This window comes from Legionella rubrilucens (genome assembly GCF_001468125.1).
Classification (GTDB): Bacteria; Pseudomonadota; Gammaproteobacteria; order Legionellales; family Legionellaceae; genus Legionella_C; species Legionella_C rubrilucens.
This window is the reverse complement of the sequence record NZ_LNYT01000005.1, coordinates 1-19,206: the sequence shown is the minus strand read 5'-3', so window position 1 is coordinate 19,206 and position 19,206 is coordinate 1. Positions and strand designations below refer to the sequence as shown.

Sequence of the window (19,206 nt, the reverse complement as noted above, 5' to 3'; positions counted from 1 at the left end):
ATGATTCCGGTCAAAGGATACGCCGCGCAAACGGCTAAAGCCCCCCTCACCCCATATGCATTCGAACGACGCGATGTGGGTGAGCAGGATGTGCTGATTGATATTCAATTTTGCGGTATTTGCCATTCCGACATCCACCAGGCCCGCGAAGAATGGGGCGGCGCCCTCTTTCCCATGGTGCCTGGCCATGAAATCATCGGGGTTGTCAGTCAAATCGGCGCAAAAGTCACTCGATTCAAAGTCGGTGATCGAGTGGGTGTGGGTTGTTTTGTCGATTCCTGCCGGCGGTGCGTCAACTGCCAGGATGGCCTGGAGCAATTCTGCAGCGAAGGCATGACCACCACTTACAACAACATGGAACGCGACGGCAGCCGCCTGACCCAGGGCGGTTATTCTTCACGCATTGTCGTGGATGAACATTATGTGCTGCGTATACCGGACAATCTCCCTCCCGATGCCGCAGCGCCCCTGCTTTGCGCCGGGATTACCCTGTATTCACCACTCAAACACTGGAAAGCCGGGCCAGGCAAAAAAGTGGCTATCCTTGGTCTTGGCGGCTTAGGTCATGTCGGGGTTAAGATTGCTCATGCCCTGGGTGCTGAGGTCAGTGTACTCAGTCACTCATTAAGTAAGGCAAACGATGCCAAACGCTTAGGCGCCGATGCCTTTTACGCAACTGCTGATGCCAAAACATTCAGTCAACTGGCAGGTACCTTTGACCTGATGATCAATACGGTCTCTGCCAAAATAAACTGGAATGATTACCTGAAACTGCTCAAACGCGATGGGACCATGGTCATTGTGGGGATTCCGGAGCACGATATCCCGGTTAAAGCCCTGTCACTCATCGGCGGCAGAAAAAGCCTTGCGGGCTCCCTTATTGGCGGTATTCAGGAAACGCAGGAAATGCTTGATTTTTGCGGGCAACACAATATCGTCTGCGACATTGAGCGAATTTCAATTCAGCAGGTGAATGAAGCCTATGAGCGGGTGATTCAAAGCAATGTACGCTATCGTTTTGTGATTGACATGGCGAGTTTATAATCCACTGACTGCATTGTTTTTCTACAACCGGGTAACTATACTAGGCCGTCTTCACTGAATTAGGGCAAGTGCATGAAACCTGATATTCTTGTTATAGGTGCCGGACCTATTGGATTGTTAAGCGCCATTGAAGCGAAATTACACAATCCTAAGGCAGAGGTTGTCATTTTTGAACGCAATAAGGAATACACCCGGCATCATACCCTGCTGGTCGACCCCAACGCATTTAAGGGCTCTCATCCTGATGAACGCTTGCAGGCCATTTTAAAGGATTTTCATGGCCCTGTTCCCACCTCCACTATCGAGTCGAAACTCAAGAAACTGGCGGATGATCTGGGCATTAAAATTGAATACGAAAAAATCGATGATCCTCAGGCTCTCCTTGATCGTTTCCCCTCTGCCCACACCTTGATCGGGGCGGATGGCGCACACAGCACGGTCCGAAAAAAATTCTTTGACGATAAAAAATCAGTCGACAAGAATCTGCAATACATTGTGGAAGTGAAGTACCATGTTCGCGGTAAAACCAAACCGATTCCACTCACGACTTATGCTCCGGCGCTAAGCCAGACTGAACATTTCGTGTCCGAACAGATAGGACGTAAGAAAAACGGTAAAACCCCTGTTTCTCTTTTCTTTTTTGTGGACAAAGAGACTTATCAGGAAGTGTATGCCAAAAAGAAACTAAAACTTAATGATTTTGTTCAACCCGAAACCCGCAACATGGCGCGGTTGGCCAACAGCATCCGCCCCTGGTTGGCGCTTCGCCGCGCAGCACTGAAAGACCAGCTGATTGAAAAGAGCGACGCCATTGCCGGTGTGGAACTGTCGACCTATTGCACCGCCACCTTCGCTAAACAATTACCTGGCAACAAACGTGTCATTCTCTTAGGCGACGCCGGCTCAGGCGTGCCGTTTAATCGCGCCTTCAATGCCGGTGTGGAACGCACCATCCTCGCAGCAAAATCGCTGGCCGTTCCTCCTCAGGCCGATGAGGAACAACGCCTCCGCGCCATTAATATCGCCCTGCAGGAGCAGGTAAAGAAAGAGATACGGCGCGCAAACCGCACCAATCACAAAGTGCAATTTGGACAATTCCTGGGCGATGTCAAACGCGGCCCCTCCTATTCCAGCGCCGCAGCCTTCATGGATAAAGAATTACTCGAAGCCATGCAGGAAGCACGGATTGAACTGCCCTCGTTTGCCAGCCGCCATCCGCGCGCCATGACCGCTTTCGGCGCCTGGCTGGTACTCACCGTGGTTGCGCTGGTGGTCTTTCCATTTCTTTTTGCATCGATTTATACGGCCATTGCCGCGGCGATTGTACTGCCCCTGGCTGTCATTGCTCTGGGTGTCGCCTTGTTTCAAGGCCTGTCCTATTGCTTTAAATCCGATGAGGCAGACGAGCGGCAGCCAGAGCCCATGCCCTTACCCTGGGAGGAAACGTTGTCTGAGGAACAGGTTCGACACATTCAGCATGAACGACAGATGGATCAGGCTAAATCTGAATTGAAAGACGATAAGGCCTATCTTGATATTAAACAGAAGATAAAGGAAGAAAAGGAAGCGTTGAGTCGACTAAGGGAGCATCGAGAGTTTGTGGCAACCTCTGAAAGGCCTCATGGCCCTCTGGTGATTGTACCTCTCCCCCTGTTATTTCCTGATGCAAGAATGCACTTTTCCCCCACGTTGGAGGAACAGCCCCCTTCGGCCGAGCAGATGGAAGGCCATAAAAAGCGATTGGAGCAAATTGATGGGGGCATTGAGAAGCATGAGCGCGAGTTAATGACCTATAAATTAAAAAAACTGGGCCTTCTGAAACAAAAAATGCCCCCTTCAGATGGCAAACAGGAAGTGTCCGTAAACTTGCAATTCAACGTCTGATTTTCCTTCCGGCTGCAGGCAGAATCGCCTGCAGCACGCTGAGATCCGTAGCAATTAAACCCTCCAAAAAGAATAAAAAATAAACTTTTTGCAAAGTATATGCAAATTTTGTGTTAATCCTGTTGCACTTAAGACTCTCTTAAGACAGCAAGCCTTACCATGAACTTACTGTTTTTTAATTTAACGAGAGTAGTACCATGAAACACAACGGCAAAAGCGAAAAAGTAAGCTTCTTTAAAGACTTTGGTAAGGCCATCTTTGGCAACTTTACTCAGGCAATGGAAGTGAGAAAAATAAAGGATGAAACCGGAGCCGATTACCCAGGTTACCATTGTCCGCAACGCAAAGAATTAAATGACCAATTGAAACAATTTGGCCCAGACCATCATCAATCCATCTCCGACATCAATGACGGTCATGACATGGTTGAAACGCCTTTGTATCCCTTAGCCAAAGAATCCCTATTAGATCAGGTAAAACAAAACCACCAAGAAGGCTTATCACCTTTTCAATCCCATGCCTATAGCCAACGACAGGAAAATCACAATGCGTATGCCTTTTTCCTGGGAAGCAAGAACTCGTCGCACAAGACCGAAAATCTGGCTGGCGCCTTTATTCACTTCAGTAAGGGCTTATCAGACGGTATCAGCCAGGAAATGCTGCCTTCTGAGGAATTCAAAATTAAATTCTCCATCAATAAATAATACAGCAGGCAGTTCTTAAAGAACTGCCTCGCTTTTTTTATACTTGTAAAAGAGGTTTGACAGACTCAACAGGCTTAAGGAGGGATTCATTCACTGCCGGGAAAAATCCGACATTCCGGGCGACAATGACCTGTTTTGGCGGGCGTGACGGATCAGACCCAGTACTCACGCTTTTCTTGAATGCGTCAAACAATTCCTGACAATTTCCTTTTTTTTCTCCATGCCGTTGTTCTGCATCAAATTTAACACAATCCTTCTGTTGGCGTTTAAAATAAATTTGATGATAAGGATCGCTCCCTTTCGCTTCGCCTTCAACGGGAAAGGTAATCAGATTATGCTCGCCCAAATCATTAAGCGTCAGACTATTAAGGTTGGCCGCCGGAATTTGGTCGACTTGAAACGGCGTTTCAGTATCGATAAAGGCCGAATGCTTACCATTACTTCGATCGATTTTGCGAATGTCCTCCTGATGACTTTCTACCTCAACTGCTTTGTAGTAAACCGTTTCATTACTTTGTGAAAATAAAGTGGTTTTTTTTGCCCCACGAAGATGCTCTTCAGCCACCATGTTCGTTAAAGGACCGCACAGTCCATTCTCGTCGTCTTTATTCAAGGCGTGCAGCATGTCGCCTTGAGACACAAAAGGCTGCTGGGCAGCTGATGAGGGATTGGCACCTTTTCCGCGTTTTAACCAGGAAAGCATAAACATCCTTAACATAAAAGTAACAACAACTCGGGTATTTTATACTTATTGCTGCTTTTTATCCAAATAGTAGGCAAAGTAACGGGCGTCATCGCAAGTGGGCATAAAATTCGGCAAAGCGCTCCTTATCATGTTTGGACATGCGCTGGATTCCATAACGCGCTTTCCAGATTTGTCGAATGGCCAGTTCAACCCGGGAGCGAGTGGCTTTCAAAGCAATAGCCCATAAATGGGCAATAAAAGCGCAGCCTCGTGTCCTTGTGTCGATATCCAGCCAATAAAGGGCCTGCTTGAATCGCTTCAATTCGTCTTTTTTAAGTAAATAAGCCATACGTGAATCCGGGGTAAGTAAACCTCGACGTTTTAACAGCCTCCTAATGAGCGAATGGAACCGTGCCGAATCCCGCCGATGGCCGCCATAATGGACGTTAATGGATTTGAAATGCACTTTCAGAGGGTGTTTTGCCGAAGCAAGGGTCTGCATCTCATCCAGAATAGCCACAAGGGTTGGTTGAATATTGCTGACCTTGATTTGTTTTGGAAAAATTAAATAATCAAGATCGGCATCCAGAAGCAAATATTGTATCAGAGGCGGATTTTCCCTGCCTTGAGGCAACCAGCGGATCGCTGCCCTGTAATACCTTTTTTTATCCATCATGTCTGAGCTGCAAGGGCTGTATTTAAATTATAGTCCTGGCAATGAGTCGTCCGCTTATTGCCTCAAGGAGACGACAGCATCCCTGAGTCGTTGCACGCCGTGATGGTGCAGAAGCCTTTGGTGACTAACTCAACACCGATTTCGAGACGAGTGAACAAAGCCTTTAAGTTGTTTTTAAGCGGCACCATGGCTTCTCTGTCTGCACCCTCAGTAAAAAAGTTCAGCAATTGGATGACGGCTTCTTCCTGCTTCTCTTTTCCAGGCATTTCCTGAGTGATGAATAATTGACTTTGAGGCGGCAGGTGGAGTTTATTCAGGTATGAATGAAGTTGCATGACACGTTGGGCCAGCAGGCAGAGTGCCTGTAATTGCTGATTGTAGCCAATCAGCTCGGTGAGTCCGTCCGTTCCCAGGCGAAGTAACAGGCCTTGATAACCCACGTTGTCAGGAAAAATCTTGCTAATCTGGTGGACGATGGCGTCATCCAGCGTTTTAATCGTTTGAGCGAATGACAACGCCACAAGCGGCAATGCCTGTTGTAATTTAATCTTTCGAGGATCGGCTACCGGTTTAAAAAACCAGTTGGCAGTGGAAAGCAGCAGGCCTGGCATCAAGAGCCTGGGGCTTTGCCTGGCTTCATCGGGCGACAGCAATTCTTTTTTGACTTGAACAGACGAGTGGTCCAGCACCATTTGAAAGGCACTGGAATAATTGGAAAGAATAGCGGCCAGGGTTAATTTTGAATTCGCTAAGGCGTATTCCAGAGCGTGTAACTGCACCATCACCGCTTTCATACGCTGCTTTTCGAGTTGGAGACGCTCAAGGGTCTGCAAGGTTGTGCAATCCTCGCTAATGACGCCATGCAATTGAGCCAGTTTGCCCTGATGCGTCTTCTTTTGATGAGCAATAGACTGGTATCTTTGTCGGAAAGCCACGAGCCAGCAAGATTGCTGTTGCAGGAGTGCCTCTTCCGGCACAGGCGATTTCTGATCGCCCTGCGGGGCCAATTGCTGCCATTGTTCATTGACAGCTTTCAATAATTTAAATGCGTCATTGGCTACGTTTTGTAATGGAATAAAACGCGAAGCCAGTGTTCTGTTCAGGGCACTCAGGTTGGATACGGTCGCGGTTAGCAGTTTCAGTAAGAGATAAAAGACCAGGCATAATTTTCTTGCTTCATCCCTGTCCTGGTAGGATTCAGGCTTCAGTGTTAACCATCGGTTTAAATGAGCAATCAGCTCGAAAATCCCTTGTTTCGGGTTCTCTCGCGGCTCGACATAAAGCCCGGTGATAATGGCTTCAAGAGGTTTTAGACACAGGCTTTCTGCGCTCGTGGTGTCTTTCAGTGTTTGCAGGTAATCGCTTAAACGTAATTTTGCGAATAACAAGGTGCCGAAAGAACGGCCATTGAATTGATCGAGCGCCTTGAATAAACCGAAAGGTGCTTCGTTTAAATGAGCATCAATTATCGACGGCTCTACCCCTTTCTCCTTAAGGTAATCAATCAGCAAGAGGGCCGATTTCAGCAGGTGTTGTTCTTTCATGGCAGCATCCTGCCCTCGCCATTGACAAAAGGACAGCCAATAAGTCGACATTTTTTGATCGTCTGGCATACACGTACTTATCAGGGGATAATCAATCCCAAGCCATAAATTCTTCTATTTGAGTATCGTAAAATTGCCTAAGCCGGCGTTTAATGGAACCGGTTTTACCGGCAGACTCAGGATAAAGCGCTTCATCGAGGCTCACAAAGTGATATCCATTCTGACGATAAAGGTTAATAATATCCGGCAGGGCGTATGCATTCAGCAGGTTAGCGTGGATCAATAAAATCTGGGGTTGATCCGGTTTATGGATAACCCGGTTGTGTTCTTCCGCTTTGAGCGTCTGTTCCCAGATGAAATCGATATAACAGGGTTTGAGCACGCCCATAAAAAAGCGGCGCTCTTTTTCAGGAACCGACATCAGCAATTGGTTAAAAACAAAATCACGGCTGTCGATGGTGATTGGGGCCACATGGTAATGTTTTTCAGCGAGGTAATTCATCACACGCTCTTTTTTCTCACCCTGTCCCACCACCAGATAAGGAAAGCGGAAATATTTAGGGCGGGTTAACACCGGCTTTAAAATGTTATCGGCCTGTTTGATCTCGTCGATGTAGGCTTGGGTGTCCATGCGATTGAGATTGGCATGGGTCAACGTGTGATTACCGACGCCAAATCCCGAATCTCGAAACTTCTTAAGCATGGGCATGTTGCCTTCGGTGACTTCACTGGCAATAACAAACCCTGTCGCAGGCACACCATTCGCCGTTAATGTTTCAATGATTTTATTGAGGTGGAAATTTTTGCTTTCACCAACAAAAGGAAGATCATCGATAGTAATCGCCACCGCACGCTGGGCCTGAGTGATTGTGGTCGTCAGACACAACAGTAAGCCTATCATTAATAAGGTTTTTTTAAAAAACAATCTATTCATCCGCTCGTTTCAGGTTAATCCACTGCACCGCATTAAACCACAGGTCAATGCCGAAATGACCAAATAATACCATATAAGCCAACAATTATACATATTGGATTTTTTTAAGAAGAACCTGGCAGAGGCACTCCCTGCCTGATCAGGATTCTATCCGCATTAAACGTTGGGATGTTCGTCGTCACCGTTGCCGTGCTGCTCCACAACGGCATTGGCATCGTCTTTTATTTTTCCCAGCTGATCTTTCAGGGAATGCAAATGGTCAACCGCGCCATTGTCTATCGGCAAAGGCTTCACCACAATGACCTGGGCTTCACGCGCCGCTTTAAGTAGACGTGCGGATTCCAGCATGGCGGCAGCAAAACTTTCATTGAACTCACTCATGACACTGGACTGGTTAAAGGTGTCGACGGAGTGCTCAACCACCAGGTTGATGTTTTGATTCTTACCGATGATATTGATGACTTTTTTCACCCGGTCGAAGGCATCATCGCAGGTGTGCAGCGGTTTTCCAGTCGTGGGATCGAGCTCCATCAATTGCGAGTCGTCATTGCTGCTTAGTACTTTGCTGGTCACGGTTTCCTTTTGCATGGACACGACGACTTGTTTGTAGAGGTCGCCCTCTGAAGCATGGACCGGAACATGAGCACCGTAGTCTGGGTTGTACTGGGTGTCTAAGTAGTTTTTAAAACCATTGGCCGCCTCTTTAAACTCCCCTAATTTTTCACTTAAGACTATGTTTTTAGCGTAATCATCAAATATTTTAAAAAAATTTTTCGCGGGTGCGCTGGGAAATTTGGTTTGCAAATGAGTCAATAACGCACCTGAAATATCATCGTCAGCACCCGGATTATGTTGCGTCTCATACAGATTAATTTCTTTTGTCAATGCGGCGACGAAGTCATCGGTCTTATCACGATAAGCACAGGCTTCGGTGGCCTGCTGCACGTAGGCGTTGACCCAGGGGTAGTGACCAAGCGCATTCTGCACATCTGCCAGAACAGGATTAGGCCCCAACGCCTGCAATTCGGTGCTGCAGGCGAGAATCTGTTGATCCAGCAGATCGGTGCGCAGATTTTTTACCGTATCTGCCAACTGGCTGTTTTGATCCAGGACTAATTTCACACCCTGATAAGTCAGGTTGGCCGGATTTTGCTGGGAATGGTGTGCGTAGGCTTCCACCAGGTGCTGTTTAGCCAGTGCGTCATGCATGCCCACCAACTCGTTAAATTTGGTGCGCATGTCGCTGGGCTTGACCTTAAACGCCTGAATTTCTTCGACGCTGAAAAACGGAATATTGTCCGCATGCTGCCGCCAGCGAACCAGGTTATCAAATCCGTTATGGCCGCACTCCACGGAATCGGCGAGCATGATGCCGTCATCTAACAAAAAATCCCGAAACTCATTGGTAAAGGCAGCACTGTAACAGGAACCAAAAATGGCAGCCCCCGTATTCATGCCTTTGTCTTCCAGTTTGGCAATAATCGCCTGGACGGTTTTTTTCTTAAGTCCGCTTGTCTCTTCATCCACCTGGCCATTAAATCCGCCGCCGTGACCGCCGCCCAGATAAAACACGCTGACGTGGCGATTTTGCTCATAGTCTTCCAGTTTACCTAAAATGTAGGCTTCAGCATCCTCCTTGTTGTGATCCAGATGCAGAATCAAATGATCCCCCGTATTTTGCCGGGTGGCGGCGTAAATAAAATCCCTGACACTGGTTTCACGCATCAGACTGGCAGGAATGGCTTCATTGTTATTCAGCTTGGTCTGAAATTCTTTCAATTTCGCGGGCGAGGCGTCGTTAATGACCAGCGGTTTTTTAAACTGGCATAAGGCAATGATCGACGCAACTTCCGAGTCCGTCAGTGCAGACACATTGCGTATAATGAGGGCTGATTTATCCACTTGATTCTCCTTTCTTTTCGCCATTCCATAACACCCCATTTTCGGGGTGCAGGCTTATACAAAGCGGTTACTTTGGCCGACAGGTGAGCTGTTATCACCCTTTTTTGATTGATTCTGGTAAAAGGAATAGGGATTGTGATTGGGATACTCCCCTTTCACCAGCGCTTCGTAGCGTTGCTTTACCCTTCCCATAAAACTTAATTCTTTTTGTTCGTCAGCCTCAAATTTCACTTTCTGACCCAGCGCTTCAAAAAGAATCTCGGCGACTTTGTCTGCACCGGTTAACCCAGACAGGCTCGAATCATCCAATCTCACGCTTTCAAGCTTGGGCGTATTGAGTTGTTTCAAGAATTGCTCAAGCGTATGTAAATCCAGTTTTTGCAGCGAATTATTGGCAAGATCAAACATTAACAGCCCGCTTTTGGCTAAGGAATTGGCGATGACCAGTAAATCCTCGGCCTTGTTTGCGCCTAAATTGTTAACGCATAAAATTAATTTTTTAATGCTGGAATCTTTAAAGGCCGCAATCAACAGGGCCAGCTCCGCCTTCAGAAAACCCAGGCCATTGTGCGATAAATCGACGGTTTCAATGCCAGGCGCGTACTGCTTGATGGCTTCCACCATGGCAATTAATTCTGAAATTTTCCTTTTTCCAAGTTTCGAGCCAGCCAAATCCAGTGTCTTGTCACGAGCATCCTCTTCTTTCTTTTCCCCTTGAGTCGGATTCATAAAAAAAGTTTTAATTTGCTCGTCAAGGGGGATATTGGCTTTTAACTCAATCTTCATGTGATCCTCACAATAAAGTCATGTAATAGTCTATGGTAAACCGGACTTTATAAAATACAAGTCTGTTTGCGTAGAAACATACCAAAATCAAGCGGCTTTTTTTGGGGATTGGTGGTAATCTACTTTTTTATTTACCTGACTGTTTCAGCAAGTGGTTCATTCCGTTTTTGAAATTCGCGGCCTGCGTTGTGAATTGGTCCGCAAACCCATAAAAAATTTACACCTGCGTGTCTACCCTCCTGATGGGCGCATTCGGGTCAGTGCGCCGTTGCGCATGAATCAAAAGACCATTGAACAATTTATTATCGCTAAACAGGATTGGATTGAGCAAAGCCGTCAACGCTTTTTATCCCGGATGCCATCCACCCAGCGACACTACAATGACGGGGAAATTCATTATCTCTTTGGCCATCCTTGCATCTTAACGATCAAGCCGACCTCGAAACGCCCTTTTTGCTCACTTAATGAGCCATTCTTGTGTTTGAATATCGCAGCCGAAGCGTCTTACGACGACAAAGCCTCGCTTGTCCAGCGGTGGTATCGTGAACAACTCAGGCAGCAATTGAATGAACTTATCCCTCGCTGGGAAAAAATAATCGGGGTTAAAGCCCATGCCATTGGCATTAAAAAAATGAAAACCCGCTGGGGCAGTTGCAACACCCGCACCGCACGCGTGTGGTTCAGTTTGATGCTGGCTGAAAAACCCCTGGCTTGTGTTGAATACGTGGTGGTGCATGAACTGGTGCATTTGCTGGAAGCAAGCCATAATCATCGCTTCCACGGCTTCATGAACCAGTTCCTTCCTGATTGGCAAAAACGAAAAGCGCTGCTGAATGGTTAACTGGAACAGGGATTGTTAGTCCCCGCACAGGCGTCATCACAATAAGCCAGGCTTTTTTCTACCTGAATGGTCGAATGGTGAATATTATGCTCTTCCTTAAGCTGCCTGACCAACCGCAAACGGGCATCATCGCTTAATTCCTGCTCGGGCATCCATAAGTGCACCGACAAGGCATTTTCCTTGGTGCTTAATGCCCAAATATGCAAATCATGCACCTGCTCCACCCCTCTTTCCGCCTGCAGCAATTGCTGCACCGCAGTCCAGGAAATACCGCGCGGAACCGCATCAATGATCAGACGAAAGCTGTCAGTAAACAGCGTCCAGGTTCCTTTGAGGATGATAAAGGCAATCAATAAGCCCACCAGGGGGTCAATCCACAACCACTGGGTCCAGTACATCAAGGCAGCCGAAATCACAACCCCGACAGAAATCAGCGCATCATAAAACAAATGCAGGTAGGCACCGCGAATATTCAAATCATCACTGCCACGAATGAACAAGGCCGCTGTCGTCCCATTAACGACAATACCAAGACCCGCCACCATCATGACTGACAGGGCTTCGATTGCGGAAGGAGAGAACAGTTTATACATGGCTTCCGTAGCAATAATACCACAGGAAAACACCAGCAAGACCCCGTTGGCCAAGGCAGCGAGAATGGAGGTTTTTTTCATGCCGTAAGTCGTGTGTTCTGTCGGTAGTCGTTTGAGCAGCCCATTGGCTATCCAGGCCAGAATCAAACTGAGCACATCCCCCAGATTGTGAATGGCATCCGCCAGCAGGCTGGTTGAATTAGCCCAATAAGCATACAAAACCTGAATGATCACAAACACGCCATTGGCGATGATGGAAATCAGGAAGGCTCGATTAAATTCAGCGGGCCCATGATGATGCTCATGAGCATGGCCTTCTCCGGAATGATGATGGTGATGATGCCCCATTCGCCGTCCTATTGCTCGACTGAACTGGAATCCGATGAATCCAGTTCATTGCTGTAATAATTAATACCAATTTTAATCCGATCGCGCTCGTTTTGTTTACGCCAATTGTTCGTATCACGCAACGAATAAACGCAACCGCAGTATTCCTGCTTGTAAAAATTTTCGCGCTTGGCAATTTCATACATGCGCGCCGCGCCGCCGTTTTTACGCCAATTGTAAGTCCAGTATTCGATGTGGGGATACCGGCTTGCTGCGCGGGTGCCGGCGTCATTGATCTGATTCATGTCCTTCCAGCGCGAAATACCCAGTGAGCTGCTGATGACGGGAAAGCCGTGTTCATGCGCATACAGTGCCGTGCGTTCAAAACGCATGTCAAAACAGGCCGTACAGCGTTTACCTCGCTCAGGCTCCCACTCAAGCCCTTTTACGCGAGCAAACCAGTTGTCTTTGTCATAATCCGCATCAATAAAAGGAATATTATGTTTTTTGGCAAAGGCGATATTTTCCTGTTTACGAATTTCATATTCCTGCACGGGATGAATATTCGGGTTATAAAAAAAGATGGAAAAATCGATGCCTGAAAAAAGCAAAGCCTCCATGACTTCCCCGGAGCAAGGTGCACAGCAGGAATGCAGCAGCAATTTGTCTGCGCCGTTGGGAAGAACCAGTTGTTCACGTTCAATCATGATGTACTTTCCCCCCTATTAATAAAATGTTCGCGATAATAAACCAATTCAGCGATGGAATCCTTGATGTCATCCAGGGCAAGGTGTTTGGATTCTTTAATGACGCCATTCATTAATTGCGGCCGCCAGCGTTTTACCAGTTCTTTGAGTGTACTGACATCCAGGTTGCGATAATGGAAAAAGGCTGCGAGTTCCGGCATGTAGTTGTAAAGGAAACGCCTGTCCTGGCAAATGCTGTTGCCGCACATGGGTGATTTGCCTTTGTCCAGGTACTGCTTTAAAAAATCAAGGGTCATTTGTTCCGCCTGGGCTTCATTGACGGTTGACTCCTGAACCCGTTTCACCAGTCCGGACTGGTTGTGTTGCCGGGTATTCCAGTCATCCATCCCTGACAGCACCGCCTCGCTTTGATGAACAGCGATGACCGGACCCTCGGCCAGAATAGTAAGATTGGAATCGGTCACGATGGTTGCGATTTCGATAATTCGGTCGCGTTCGGGTTCAAGCCCCGTCATTTCCAAATCCAGCCAGATTAAGTTATTGTTGTTTTTCATAATTTTCCCACGAATCAAGATTCGATTTAATGGCTGCCGCACGACGCTTGCTCAACTCATTCTTGATGGCAGCGCCCTGATAGCCTTCGTTAAGCAAAGCCTGTGCAGAAATCTGGTTGCAGACCGCGTACATAGCGCGCCAAAAAGCGCTTTGTCCGTAGCGATTTTTTCCCTTCCCCAGTGAATCTGCTTCGCAAACAGTTAATAATTTTTCAAACTGCTGCGGCCGGCGAAAGGCATCCGTTCGCTCCAGCACGTTAACAATGGTCTGAGGCCGCAGCTCGTCCACCCGATGGATCAGTAAATGAAAACGCGAAACCAGCACAGCCAGTTTACGGTATTCAGCCGGAACACGCAGACGGCGGCATAAGGATTCTATCACATTCACACCGCTTTCTTCATGACCGTGATGTTTTGGCCATTTGCGCATCGGTGTTAACGCTTTACCCAAATCATGCACCAAAGCGGCAAAACGAGCCGTGGTGTCATCGGTTAATTCAACAGCCGCCTGTAAAACCATTAACGTATGGATGCCGCTGTCGACTTCGGGATGGTAACGGCGTGTGTTGGGCACACCAAATAAAGCCTGAATTTCGGGTAATACCACTGACAGGGCGCCACAGGATCGTAAGGTCATGATAAACACGTCCGGATTTTTTTCCGACAAGGCCCTCTCCAGCTCCTGCCAGACCCGCTCAGCGACCAGGTGATGCAACTCGCCATTGTTAACCATCCTGTACATCATCAGGCGGGTTTCATCGGCTACCCGAAAGCCTAAATGAGCATACCGTGCGGCAAACCGCGCCACGCGTAATACACGCACCGGATCTTCCGCAAACGCCGGTGACACATGCCTTAACCATTTATCCTGTAAATCCTTTACCCCCTGGTAAGGATCAATCAGTCGTCCCTGTTCGTCCATGGCCATGGCATTGATAGTCAAATCGCGCCGCAATAAGTCCTCTTCCAATGTCACGTTGACGTCGTAGTGGCAATCAAAACCATAATACCCCGGCCCTTTTTTCCGTTCCGTGCGTGCCAACGCATATTCTTCCCGCGTCTCAGGATGCAGAAAAACCGGGAAATCCTTGCCGACCCGTTGATAGCCTTGCTGTAATAATTGTTCAGGCGTACCGCCAACAACCACCCAATCCTGTTCTTTGACCGGGTAACCAAGCAGTCGATCACGAACAGCGCCGCCCACCAGATATACTTTCATACTCTACCTTTTCTTAACGACTGTCGTTTTTTTTGAAAACGGGCGATTATTTTCATACACTTGCTTTATGGAAATTTACCAATAAAAAGTCAATAAGGCAAAAATTTGGCATATCAACAGAGCAATGACACGTGCTCAATTGCTCATGTAAAAGCAGGAATACATTGACGCAAGACTGTCTTTCATTTCAATTTGCCATCATACTGCAGTTTCAGCCATTATAGACTTCATTGATTATGAGTAAAAGACGAATCAATAAACAACAAAGCGCCCGCATCCAGAAAATACAGGCCAGCTACCGTGTTGATGTCACCAATGACTTGTCAAACAGTGAAGAAGGTCTCGTTTTAACGCGATATAGCCGCCATGCCGAAGTCGAAGCCCCGGATGGGCGGCGTGTGCATTGCTCCATTCGACCTAATATCGAGTCGCTCGTTGCAGGCGATCGGGTGATCTGGCAGACCCAGGGGACTGATCAAGGCGTTGTTGTGAGCTGCTATCCTCGCAAAACCGTTCTCGAACGCCCCGACAAACGGGGTACGCTGCGTGCAGTAGCCGCCAATATAACGCAATTGATGGTGGTTGCAGCAGTGAAGCCGGAATTAAACTGGCCGCTGCTTGACAGCTACCTCGTGATGGCGGAGCACCTGAAATTGAAAGTCTGTATTCTTCTTAATAAAGTGGACTTGCCCTGCGATACCTTAAAAGAACAATTCCTGGCAACCTATGCCCCCCTGGATTATCCTGTTTTATTTATCAGCCGCGAACAAAACCTTGGCTATGAATGCCTTGAGTCGTTACTGGCTAATGAAACCAGTGTTTTTGTGGGTCAATCCGGCGTCGGCAAATCGTCAATCATATCCCAAATTTTACCGGAGGAGGACAACATTCAAACCGCCGAGATTTCCTTAATCTCCGAATTAGGTTGCCATACCACCAGCAACTCACGCCTTTATCACTTGCCGCATGGGGGGGATTTAATTGATTCGCCGGGCGTGAGGGAATTCAGTCTGTGGCAAATGCCGGTGATTGATATCGTTTACGGTTTCAGAGAATTCCGGGAACTCGCCGCCTCCTGTAAATTCAGAAACTGCAATCACGTGGACGCCCCAGGGTGTGCAATCGTGGCTGCAAGCAGCCAGGACAACCGCTTTCATCGCCGTTATGAGAGCTTGATGAAACTCATCAATCAGCGTTTGCCTGCCTCCTACTAGGAGGAATACAATACAAGCGAGTGAGCTGGTTTTTCTGAAATTTCCAAACCTAATGTTTTCTCGATGTACTCGTTTAAAAACGACCTGTGTTGCGACGTTTCGACGTTGGAGTTGATGACCTCGCTGAATTTCTTCAATACGCCGGTGAATGACAAATCCGCTAAATTGTTAAATTTCACCTCACCCAGTTTATTTTTGATGGATTGAACACCATGATCAACATCCGGGGTAAAAAACCCGCCATGCTGGTTTTTAAATTTCTGATAAACGCAGCGATAGAGTAAAAAGTCGAACACCTTTTCATAAAACAGGTGGGGTGACTCCAGTTTATAACCGCGTAACTTTCTTAAAACATCTTCTTTCTGTGTTCCCAATTTAGTTAACAGGTCGACCAATTTGATATTCACCCTGATCCAGATCTGGTAGTTGTTTTGATTCTGGGCCAAGGTATGGAGTGCTTCCTCAATAAAATTTTCCATGCTTTTTCTTAATTCCGGCTTTTGAGTTGCCAGCTCCGATAACACTACAACCAGAATTTTCGGATCAAAAGCAGTTCGATTGCTATCAAACAAAGAGCCATTCTTAACACTCTGCAGCCATTCATGGGTATCGGTAGAACGCAATATGACAGTCCTCACCCTTTCATCCTGCAGAGCAGGGATAATGATATTCTCCATGATAGAAGCATAAACAAAACGCATGTTATTGGTACCATTTTTGAGTGCTTCTTCGGCGGCAGCAAACAGTTCACTGCCCGTTTTAGTGACTGAATTACTGGAATCCCATAAAGATAAATTATACCCTCCGGCTAAAGCACAATTAAATTTATGGGTCATCAACGAAACCATAATAATCAGAACGCGACGCGTAGCCTCTTCCTCATCAATGCCATCATAACTTCGATAAACCCGTCGCGCGGAAAAAGCCTGCATGTCCTTTAATTCACTGAATTTTTTTAACTCAGCCTGCGGATTGTAATCACAGACCAGTTTCGCTAAATGTTTCGTATACACCGCAACACATTCACGACTCGTATCCTCATGACTTTTACCTTTTTGAATATCAAACATAATTTGAGCCACTGTGTAGCGATCCTGACGCCAGGTGATTTTTTGCTGATACAAGCGCTCGCGCTCATCCTCTGGCAGTGTTCTCACAAACTCGTTGAATTCACCATAGGCTATTTCAGCCTCGACCGATTCTTTAAGGGTATATTCCTTACCATAAATTAAACCGATCGGGTGCAAAGCCCCATTAACCAGTTTAGTCAACGCCTCCACGGTGCTTTTTTGAATGGCAGGGATCGATTTGCCTTCCTCAGCCCGCAGATAATCATCATAAAATTTAGTAAATTTCAGACGTTGTTCTTCTTTCAGCGTAAGGGGTACAGGGACCTGCGGATTACAATTGTAAAAGGTGCCGTGGGTTTTATGGTGATAGACACAATTAGTCAACAATATCAATTGAGTCCCATCATTCGACAGGATAAATGACGTCAGGGGATAAGCCATTAACGAAACCGCTGTAATCGGATCGGTGTCATGGGACAGGCTGGGGATGAGGATGCGATAATAATTACGGTTGATAAGCCCAGCTCCCGCCAGCCTCTGGGCCAGCGTAATCCAGCCTTTATTCACGTCTGATGTTAAACGCAGGTAATCGTTAGACGTATCAATAATACTATTCCATCGCGACTTGAAAAGCGCTGCGATCTCTTCCGAAACCTCCTTATCAATGGTTGATTTTTTTTTCAACATGTCCCTGATTTTCTGTAAAGGGGCATTCAGATGAGCGTAAGGTCGGCAGTCCAGTTGATTAAGCAGTTCCTCCAGATTGGAGATAGTAAAAAACGGACCGGCGTTTATTGCCTCATAACCTGTGCTAAACGCAGGACTTGTGGAGATAAAGGCAGGATTTTTAACCGACAGCCACTGCGCCACGGGTACAAGCTTGTCTTCAATGTCTGCGTCGTTTTTCCAGCAAGCGATCAGAATTTCGAAGAGGTAGATGGATTTATTCTGATAAATGAACTTAAGTCCATAAAAATTGCTGGCCTGTTTCAAGGTGCAATTATTAATTTCAGCTTGTAAGTTGAGCAAAGCAAAGCGAAGTTCTTTAGGATTTTTATTCTCTACGGCGTTGAGTACATCCAACAAGCTCATAAGTAATTGAGGGGAATAGTCTTCTGACTTTTTCCAGCCAGGTGCAATTTCGTTAAGTAAATAATCCCAAAAGCTCTCGTATTGCTTATTACCCAAATTAAAAGATAACCCTTCGCCCGTTTTACTTTGCAAACGATACATTTCTTTTATTGATAAAATTCGGGGACTGATGTCTTTGGGGATATCATGGATTGCCAGCATCCCTGTTAATTTCAACTGTTTGATCAGGGCTTCAACGCTATGCCAGGTTTTATCATCGTCACCTAAAAAAAGTGAACTGGGTGAGTGGGATGAAATTTTAGAAAAGCTGTCCGGATCGAATCTGGTCACAGGCATTAAGACTTCGAGATAACTCTTTTTCAGTTCTCGGCCTAAATCCTGGGCAAGATCAACCCAAGGCTGATTAACACCCGACGCATTAAATGTATAATCCGCATCACCATCAACAATACCCTCCCATCGTTTGGCGTAATAGCCCAAGAGTGCATTGAAGTCTTGCTCCTTGAGAGCAGAATCGGGTGATAAACTGGCATATTTCAGCCCCATTTCATCAATGAGAGCAGCATCGCCTGGATGTATTGGTTGCTCTTTATTAGAAAATAGGATGAGAAATTCATGTATACGACTTACTAACATATTACCCTGCTTCCCAAAATAGGGTTCTCCATTCTATCGTAAATGAAACTCATTTACGAGTTAAAAAATACTCAAAGCCGAAGTTATTACCTGAGTTGCGTCCTTTCCCAGACATCGTTTTAGGTAAAAGTCCAATAGGCTGGTAAGGCTTAAATCAGGATGAGGATACCCCTGTTTTCGGGAGAGCTTACTCCTGTAGTGGGGAGATACGCAGATTCAGATTGACTAAGAAATGAATTGAAGTTAGCAACGCGACCATCATGATGGCATTAGCCGTAAACGGGCTATATCCTAAGACGGCAAGCATTGGATTCACAGGACGGATGGTTGCCCGCCTGCGCGGGCAAGACAGGATGGGGTGAGGTAAAGGCTGAGTGGGTGGCCTTTATTCTGTTGTCTTTCCATCGCGGTGGGGAATTGGATTAACGGATGGACAGAAGGAACCTGCCGGTACAGGATGGGTTTTCAGGAGGTTGTCAGGTACTACCTTGTCTTGCCCGCGCAGGCGGGCAACTATTCAAATCCCGGATGGTGATGCCCGGAATGGCGGGCAAGAGTTGTCATTTTTGAGTTGAACACCCGCCACGCCAATGGACAGTTGCCTGCGCGGGCAGGACAGGCTGGGGTGAGGTAAAGCCCAGTGTTTCCCCCATTCCAGCAAAAATTTAAGCAAAAAAAACGGCCCAGTGTTCTACTGAGCCGCTTTAGAATAAAGCCCTGGCGATGACCTACTTTCACATGAGGAAACCTCACACTATCATCGGCGCGAGTCTGTTTCACTTCTGAGTTCGAGA

16 protein-coding genes and 1 rRNA gene are annotated in these 19,206 nt (G+C 46.8%); 5 read left to right on the top strand and 12 right to left on the bottom strand.

Annotated elements, in window-relative coordinates:
- The 3 genes from Lrub_RS01925 (at nt 1) to Lrub_RS01915 (ending at nt 3,632) form a co-directional block, all read left to right on the top strand.
- Complete coding sequence (locus tag Lrub_RS01925) at nt 1-1,044, top strand: NAD(P)-dependent alcohol dehydrogenase (protein ID WP_058530520.1); 1,044 nt, start codon at nt 1-3, stop codon at nt 1,042-1,044.
- A 72-nt stretch (nt 1,045-1,116) separates the two neighbouring features.
- On the top strand, nt 1,117-2,928 hold the full coding sequence (locus Lrub_RS01920; RefSeq protein WP_058530519.1) for an FAD-dependent oxidoreductase: 1,812 nt from the start codon (nt 1,117-1,119) through the stop codon (nt 2,926-2,928).
- Between the two features lie 197 nt (nt 2,929-3,125).
- Nucleotides 3,126-3,632, top strand: a complete 507-nt coding sequence (locus tag Lrub_RS01915) for a hypothetical protein (RefSeq protein ID WP_058530518.1) — start codon at nt 3,126-3,128, stop codon at nt 3,630-3,632.
- 37 nt (nt 3,633-3,669) lie between these two features.
- On the opposite strand, the gene Lrub_RS01910 is transcribed toward Lrub_RS01915, so the two are convergent.
- The 6 genes from Lrub_RS01910 to Lrub_RS01885 form a co-directional block, all read right to left on the bottom strand.
- On the bottom strand, nt 3,670-4,335 hold the full coding sequence (locus tag Lrub_RS01910) for a hypothetical protein (protein WP_058530517.1): 666 nt from the start codon (nt 4,333-4,335) through the stop codon (nt 3,670-3,672).
- 88 nt (nt 4,336-4,423) lie between these two features.
- Nucleotides 4,424-4,993 carry a hypothetical protein gene (locus Lrub_RS01905; RefSeq protein ID WP_237760729.1) on the bottom strand — a complete coding sequence of 190 codons (570 nt, stop codon included), beginning with the start codon at nt 4,991-4,993 and terminating at the stop codon, nt 4,424-4,426.
- 62 nt (nt 4,994-5,055) lie between these two features.
- Nucleotides 5,056-6,606: a hypothetical protein gene (locus Lrub_RS01900; protein ID WP_133134163.1), complete on the bottom strand. Its 1,551-nt coding sequence runs from the start codon at nt 6,604-6,606 to the stop codon at nt 5,056-5,058.
- A gap of 22 nt (nt 6,607-6,628) precedes the next feature.
- Nucleotides 6,629-7,438: a polysaccharide deacetylase family protein gene (locus tag Lrub_RS01895; protein ID WP_237760733.1), complete on the bottom strand. Its 810-nt coding sequence runs from the start codon at nt 7,436-7,438 to the stop codon at nt 6,629-6,631.
- Nucleotides 7,439-7,627: 189 nt separating this feature from the next.
- Nucleotides 7,628-9,373, bottom strand: coding sequence for a hypothetical protein (locus Lrub_RS01890; protein ID WP_058530515.1), 1,746 nt, complete (start codon nt 9,371-9,373; stop codon nt 7,628-7,630).
- 54 nt (nt 9,374-9,427) lie between these two features.
- Nucleotides 9,428-10,159, bottom strand: coding sequence for a leucine-rich repeat domain-containing protein (locus tag Lrub_RS01885; protein ID WP_058530514.1), 732 nt, complete (start codon nt 10,157-10,159; stop codon nt 9,428-9,430).
- Nucleotides 10,160-10,310: 151 nt separating this feature from the next.
- On the opposite strand from Lrub_RS01885, the gene Lrub_RS01880 reads away from it, so the two are divergent.
- Nucleotides 10,311-11,000 (top strand): M48 family metallopeptidase, encoded by a 690-nt coding sequence (locus tag Lrub_RS01880; RefSeq protein ID WP_058530513.1) that lies wholly within the window; start codon nt 10,311-10,313, stop codon nt 10,998-11,000.
- Here the strand turns inward: Lrub_RS01880 and Lrub_RS01875 are convergent.
- Genes Lrub_RS01875 through Lrub_RS01860 form a run of 4 tightly spaced genes read right to left on the bottom strand, consistent with a single transcriptional unit; the run spans nt 10,997 to nt 14,400 of the window.
- On the bottom strand, nt 10,997-11,941 hold the full coding sequence (locus Lrub_RS01875) for a cation diffusion facilitator family transporter (protein WP_058530512.1): 945 nt from the start codon (nt 11,939-11,941) through the stop codon (nt 10,997-10,999). The two genes, Lrub_RS01880 and Lrub_RS01875, sit on opposite strands and share 4 nt — an antisense overlap.
- 8 nt (nt 11,942-11,949) lie before the next feature.
- A complete protein-coding gene (locus tag Lrub_RS01870) occupies nt 11,950-12,627 on the bottom strand; it encodes an epoxyqueuosine reductase QueH (protein WP_058530511.1) in 678 nt (225 codons plus the stop codon).
- The gene (gene orn / locus Lrub_RS01865) at nt 12,624-13,181 is read right to left on the bottom strand and encodes an oligoribonuclease (protein WP_058530510.1); all 558 of its coding nucleotides are present in this window, start codon (nt 13,179-13,181) and stop codon (nt 12,624-12,626) included. Before orn ends, Lrub_RS01870 begins: the two co-directional genes overlap by 4 nt.
- A complete protein-coding gene (locus tag Lrub_RS01860; protein WP_058530509.1) occupies nt 13,165-14,400 on the bottom strand; it encodes a multifunctional CCA addition/repair protein in 1,236 nt (411 codons plus the stop codon). Before Lrub_RS01860 ends, orn begins: the two co-directional genes overlap by 17 nt.
- Before the next feature lie 236 nt (nt 14,401-14,636).
- Between Lrub_RS01860 and rsgA the strand changes: the two genes are divergently transcribed.
- Entirely contained in the window at nt 14,637-15,614 is a 978-nt protein-coding gene (gene rsgA, locus Lrub_RS01855; protein WP_058530508.1) for a ribosome small subunit-dependent GTPase A, read from the top strand.
- Here rsgA and Lrub_RS01850 read toward each other — a convergent pair.
- Entirely contained in the window at nt 15,611-18,412 is a 2,802-nt protein-coding gene (locus tag Lrub_RS01850; protein WP_058530507.1) for a hypothetical protein, read from the bottom strand. The genes rsgA and Lrub_RS01850 overlap by 4 nt on opposite strands.
- Nucleotides 18,413-19,127: 715 nt before the next feature.
- A 5S ribosomal RNA gene (rrf, locus tag Lrub_RS15295) occupies nt 19,128-19,206 on the bottom strand; the annotation flags it as partial.

Coding starts and splice junctions, on each gene's coding strand:
- Lrub_RS01905 (WP_237760729.1), bottom strand. CDS start 4,993: ATGATGGATAAAAAAAGGTATTACAGGGCAGCGATCCGCTGGTTGCCT.
- Lrub_RS01910 (WP_058530517.1), bottom strand. CDS start 4,335: ATGCTTTCCTGGTTAAAACGCGGAAAAGGTGCCAATCCCTCATCAGCT.
- Lrub_RS01900 (WP_133134163.1), bottom strand. CDS start 6,606: ATGCCAGACGATCAAAAAATGTCGACTTATTGGCTGTCCTTTTGTCAA.
- Lrub_RS01915 (WP_058530518.1), top strand. CDS start 3,126: ATGAAACACAACGGCAAAAGCGAAAAAGTAAGCTTCTTTAAAGACTTT.
- Lrub_RS01920 (WP_058530519.1), top strand. CDS start 1,117: ATGAAACCTGATATTCTTGTTATAGGTGCCGGACCTATTGGATTGTTA.
- Lrub_RS01895 (WP_237760733.1), bottom strand. CDS start 7,438: ATGATAGGCTTACTGTTGTGTCTGACGACCACAATCACTCAGGCCCAG.
- rsgA (WP_058530508.1), top strand. CDS start 14,637: ATGAGTAAAAGACGAATCAATAAACAACAAAGCGCCCGCATCCAGAAA.
- orn (WP_058530510.1), bottom strand. CDS start 13,181: ATGAAAAACAACAATAACTTAATCTGGCTGGATTTGGAAATGACGGGG.
- Lrub_RS01870 (WP_058530511.1), bottom strand. CDS start 12,627: ATGATTGAACGTGAACAACTGGTTCTTCCCAACGGCGCAGACAAATTG.
- Lrub_RS01925 (WP_058530520.1), top strand. CDS start 1: ATGATTCCGGTCAAAGGATACGCCGCGCAAACGGCTAAAGCCCCCCTC.
- Lrub_RS01850 (WP_058530507.1), bottom strand. CDS start 18,412: ATGTTAGTAAGTCGTATACATGAATTTCTCATCCTATTTTCTAATAAA.
- Lrub_RS01860 (WP_058530509.1), bottom strand. CDS start 14,400: ATGAAAGTATATCTGGTGGGCGGCGCTGTTCGTGATCGACTGCTTGGT.
- Lrub_RS01885 (WP_058530514.1), bottom strand. CDS start 10,159: ATGAAGATTGAGTTAAAAGCCAATATCCCCCTTGACGAGCAAATTAAA.
- Lrub_RS01875 (WP_058530512.1), bottom strand. CDS start 11,941: ATGGGGCATCATCACCATCATCATTCCGGAGAAGGCCATGCTCATGAG.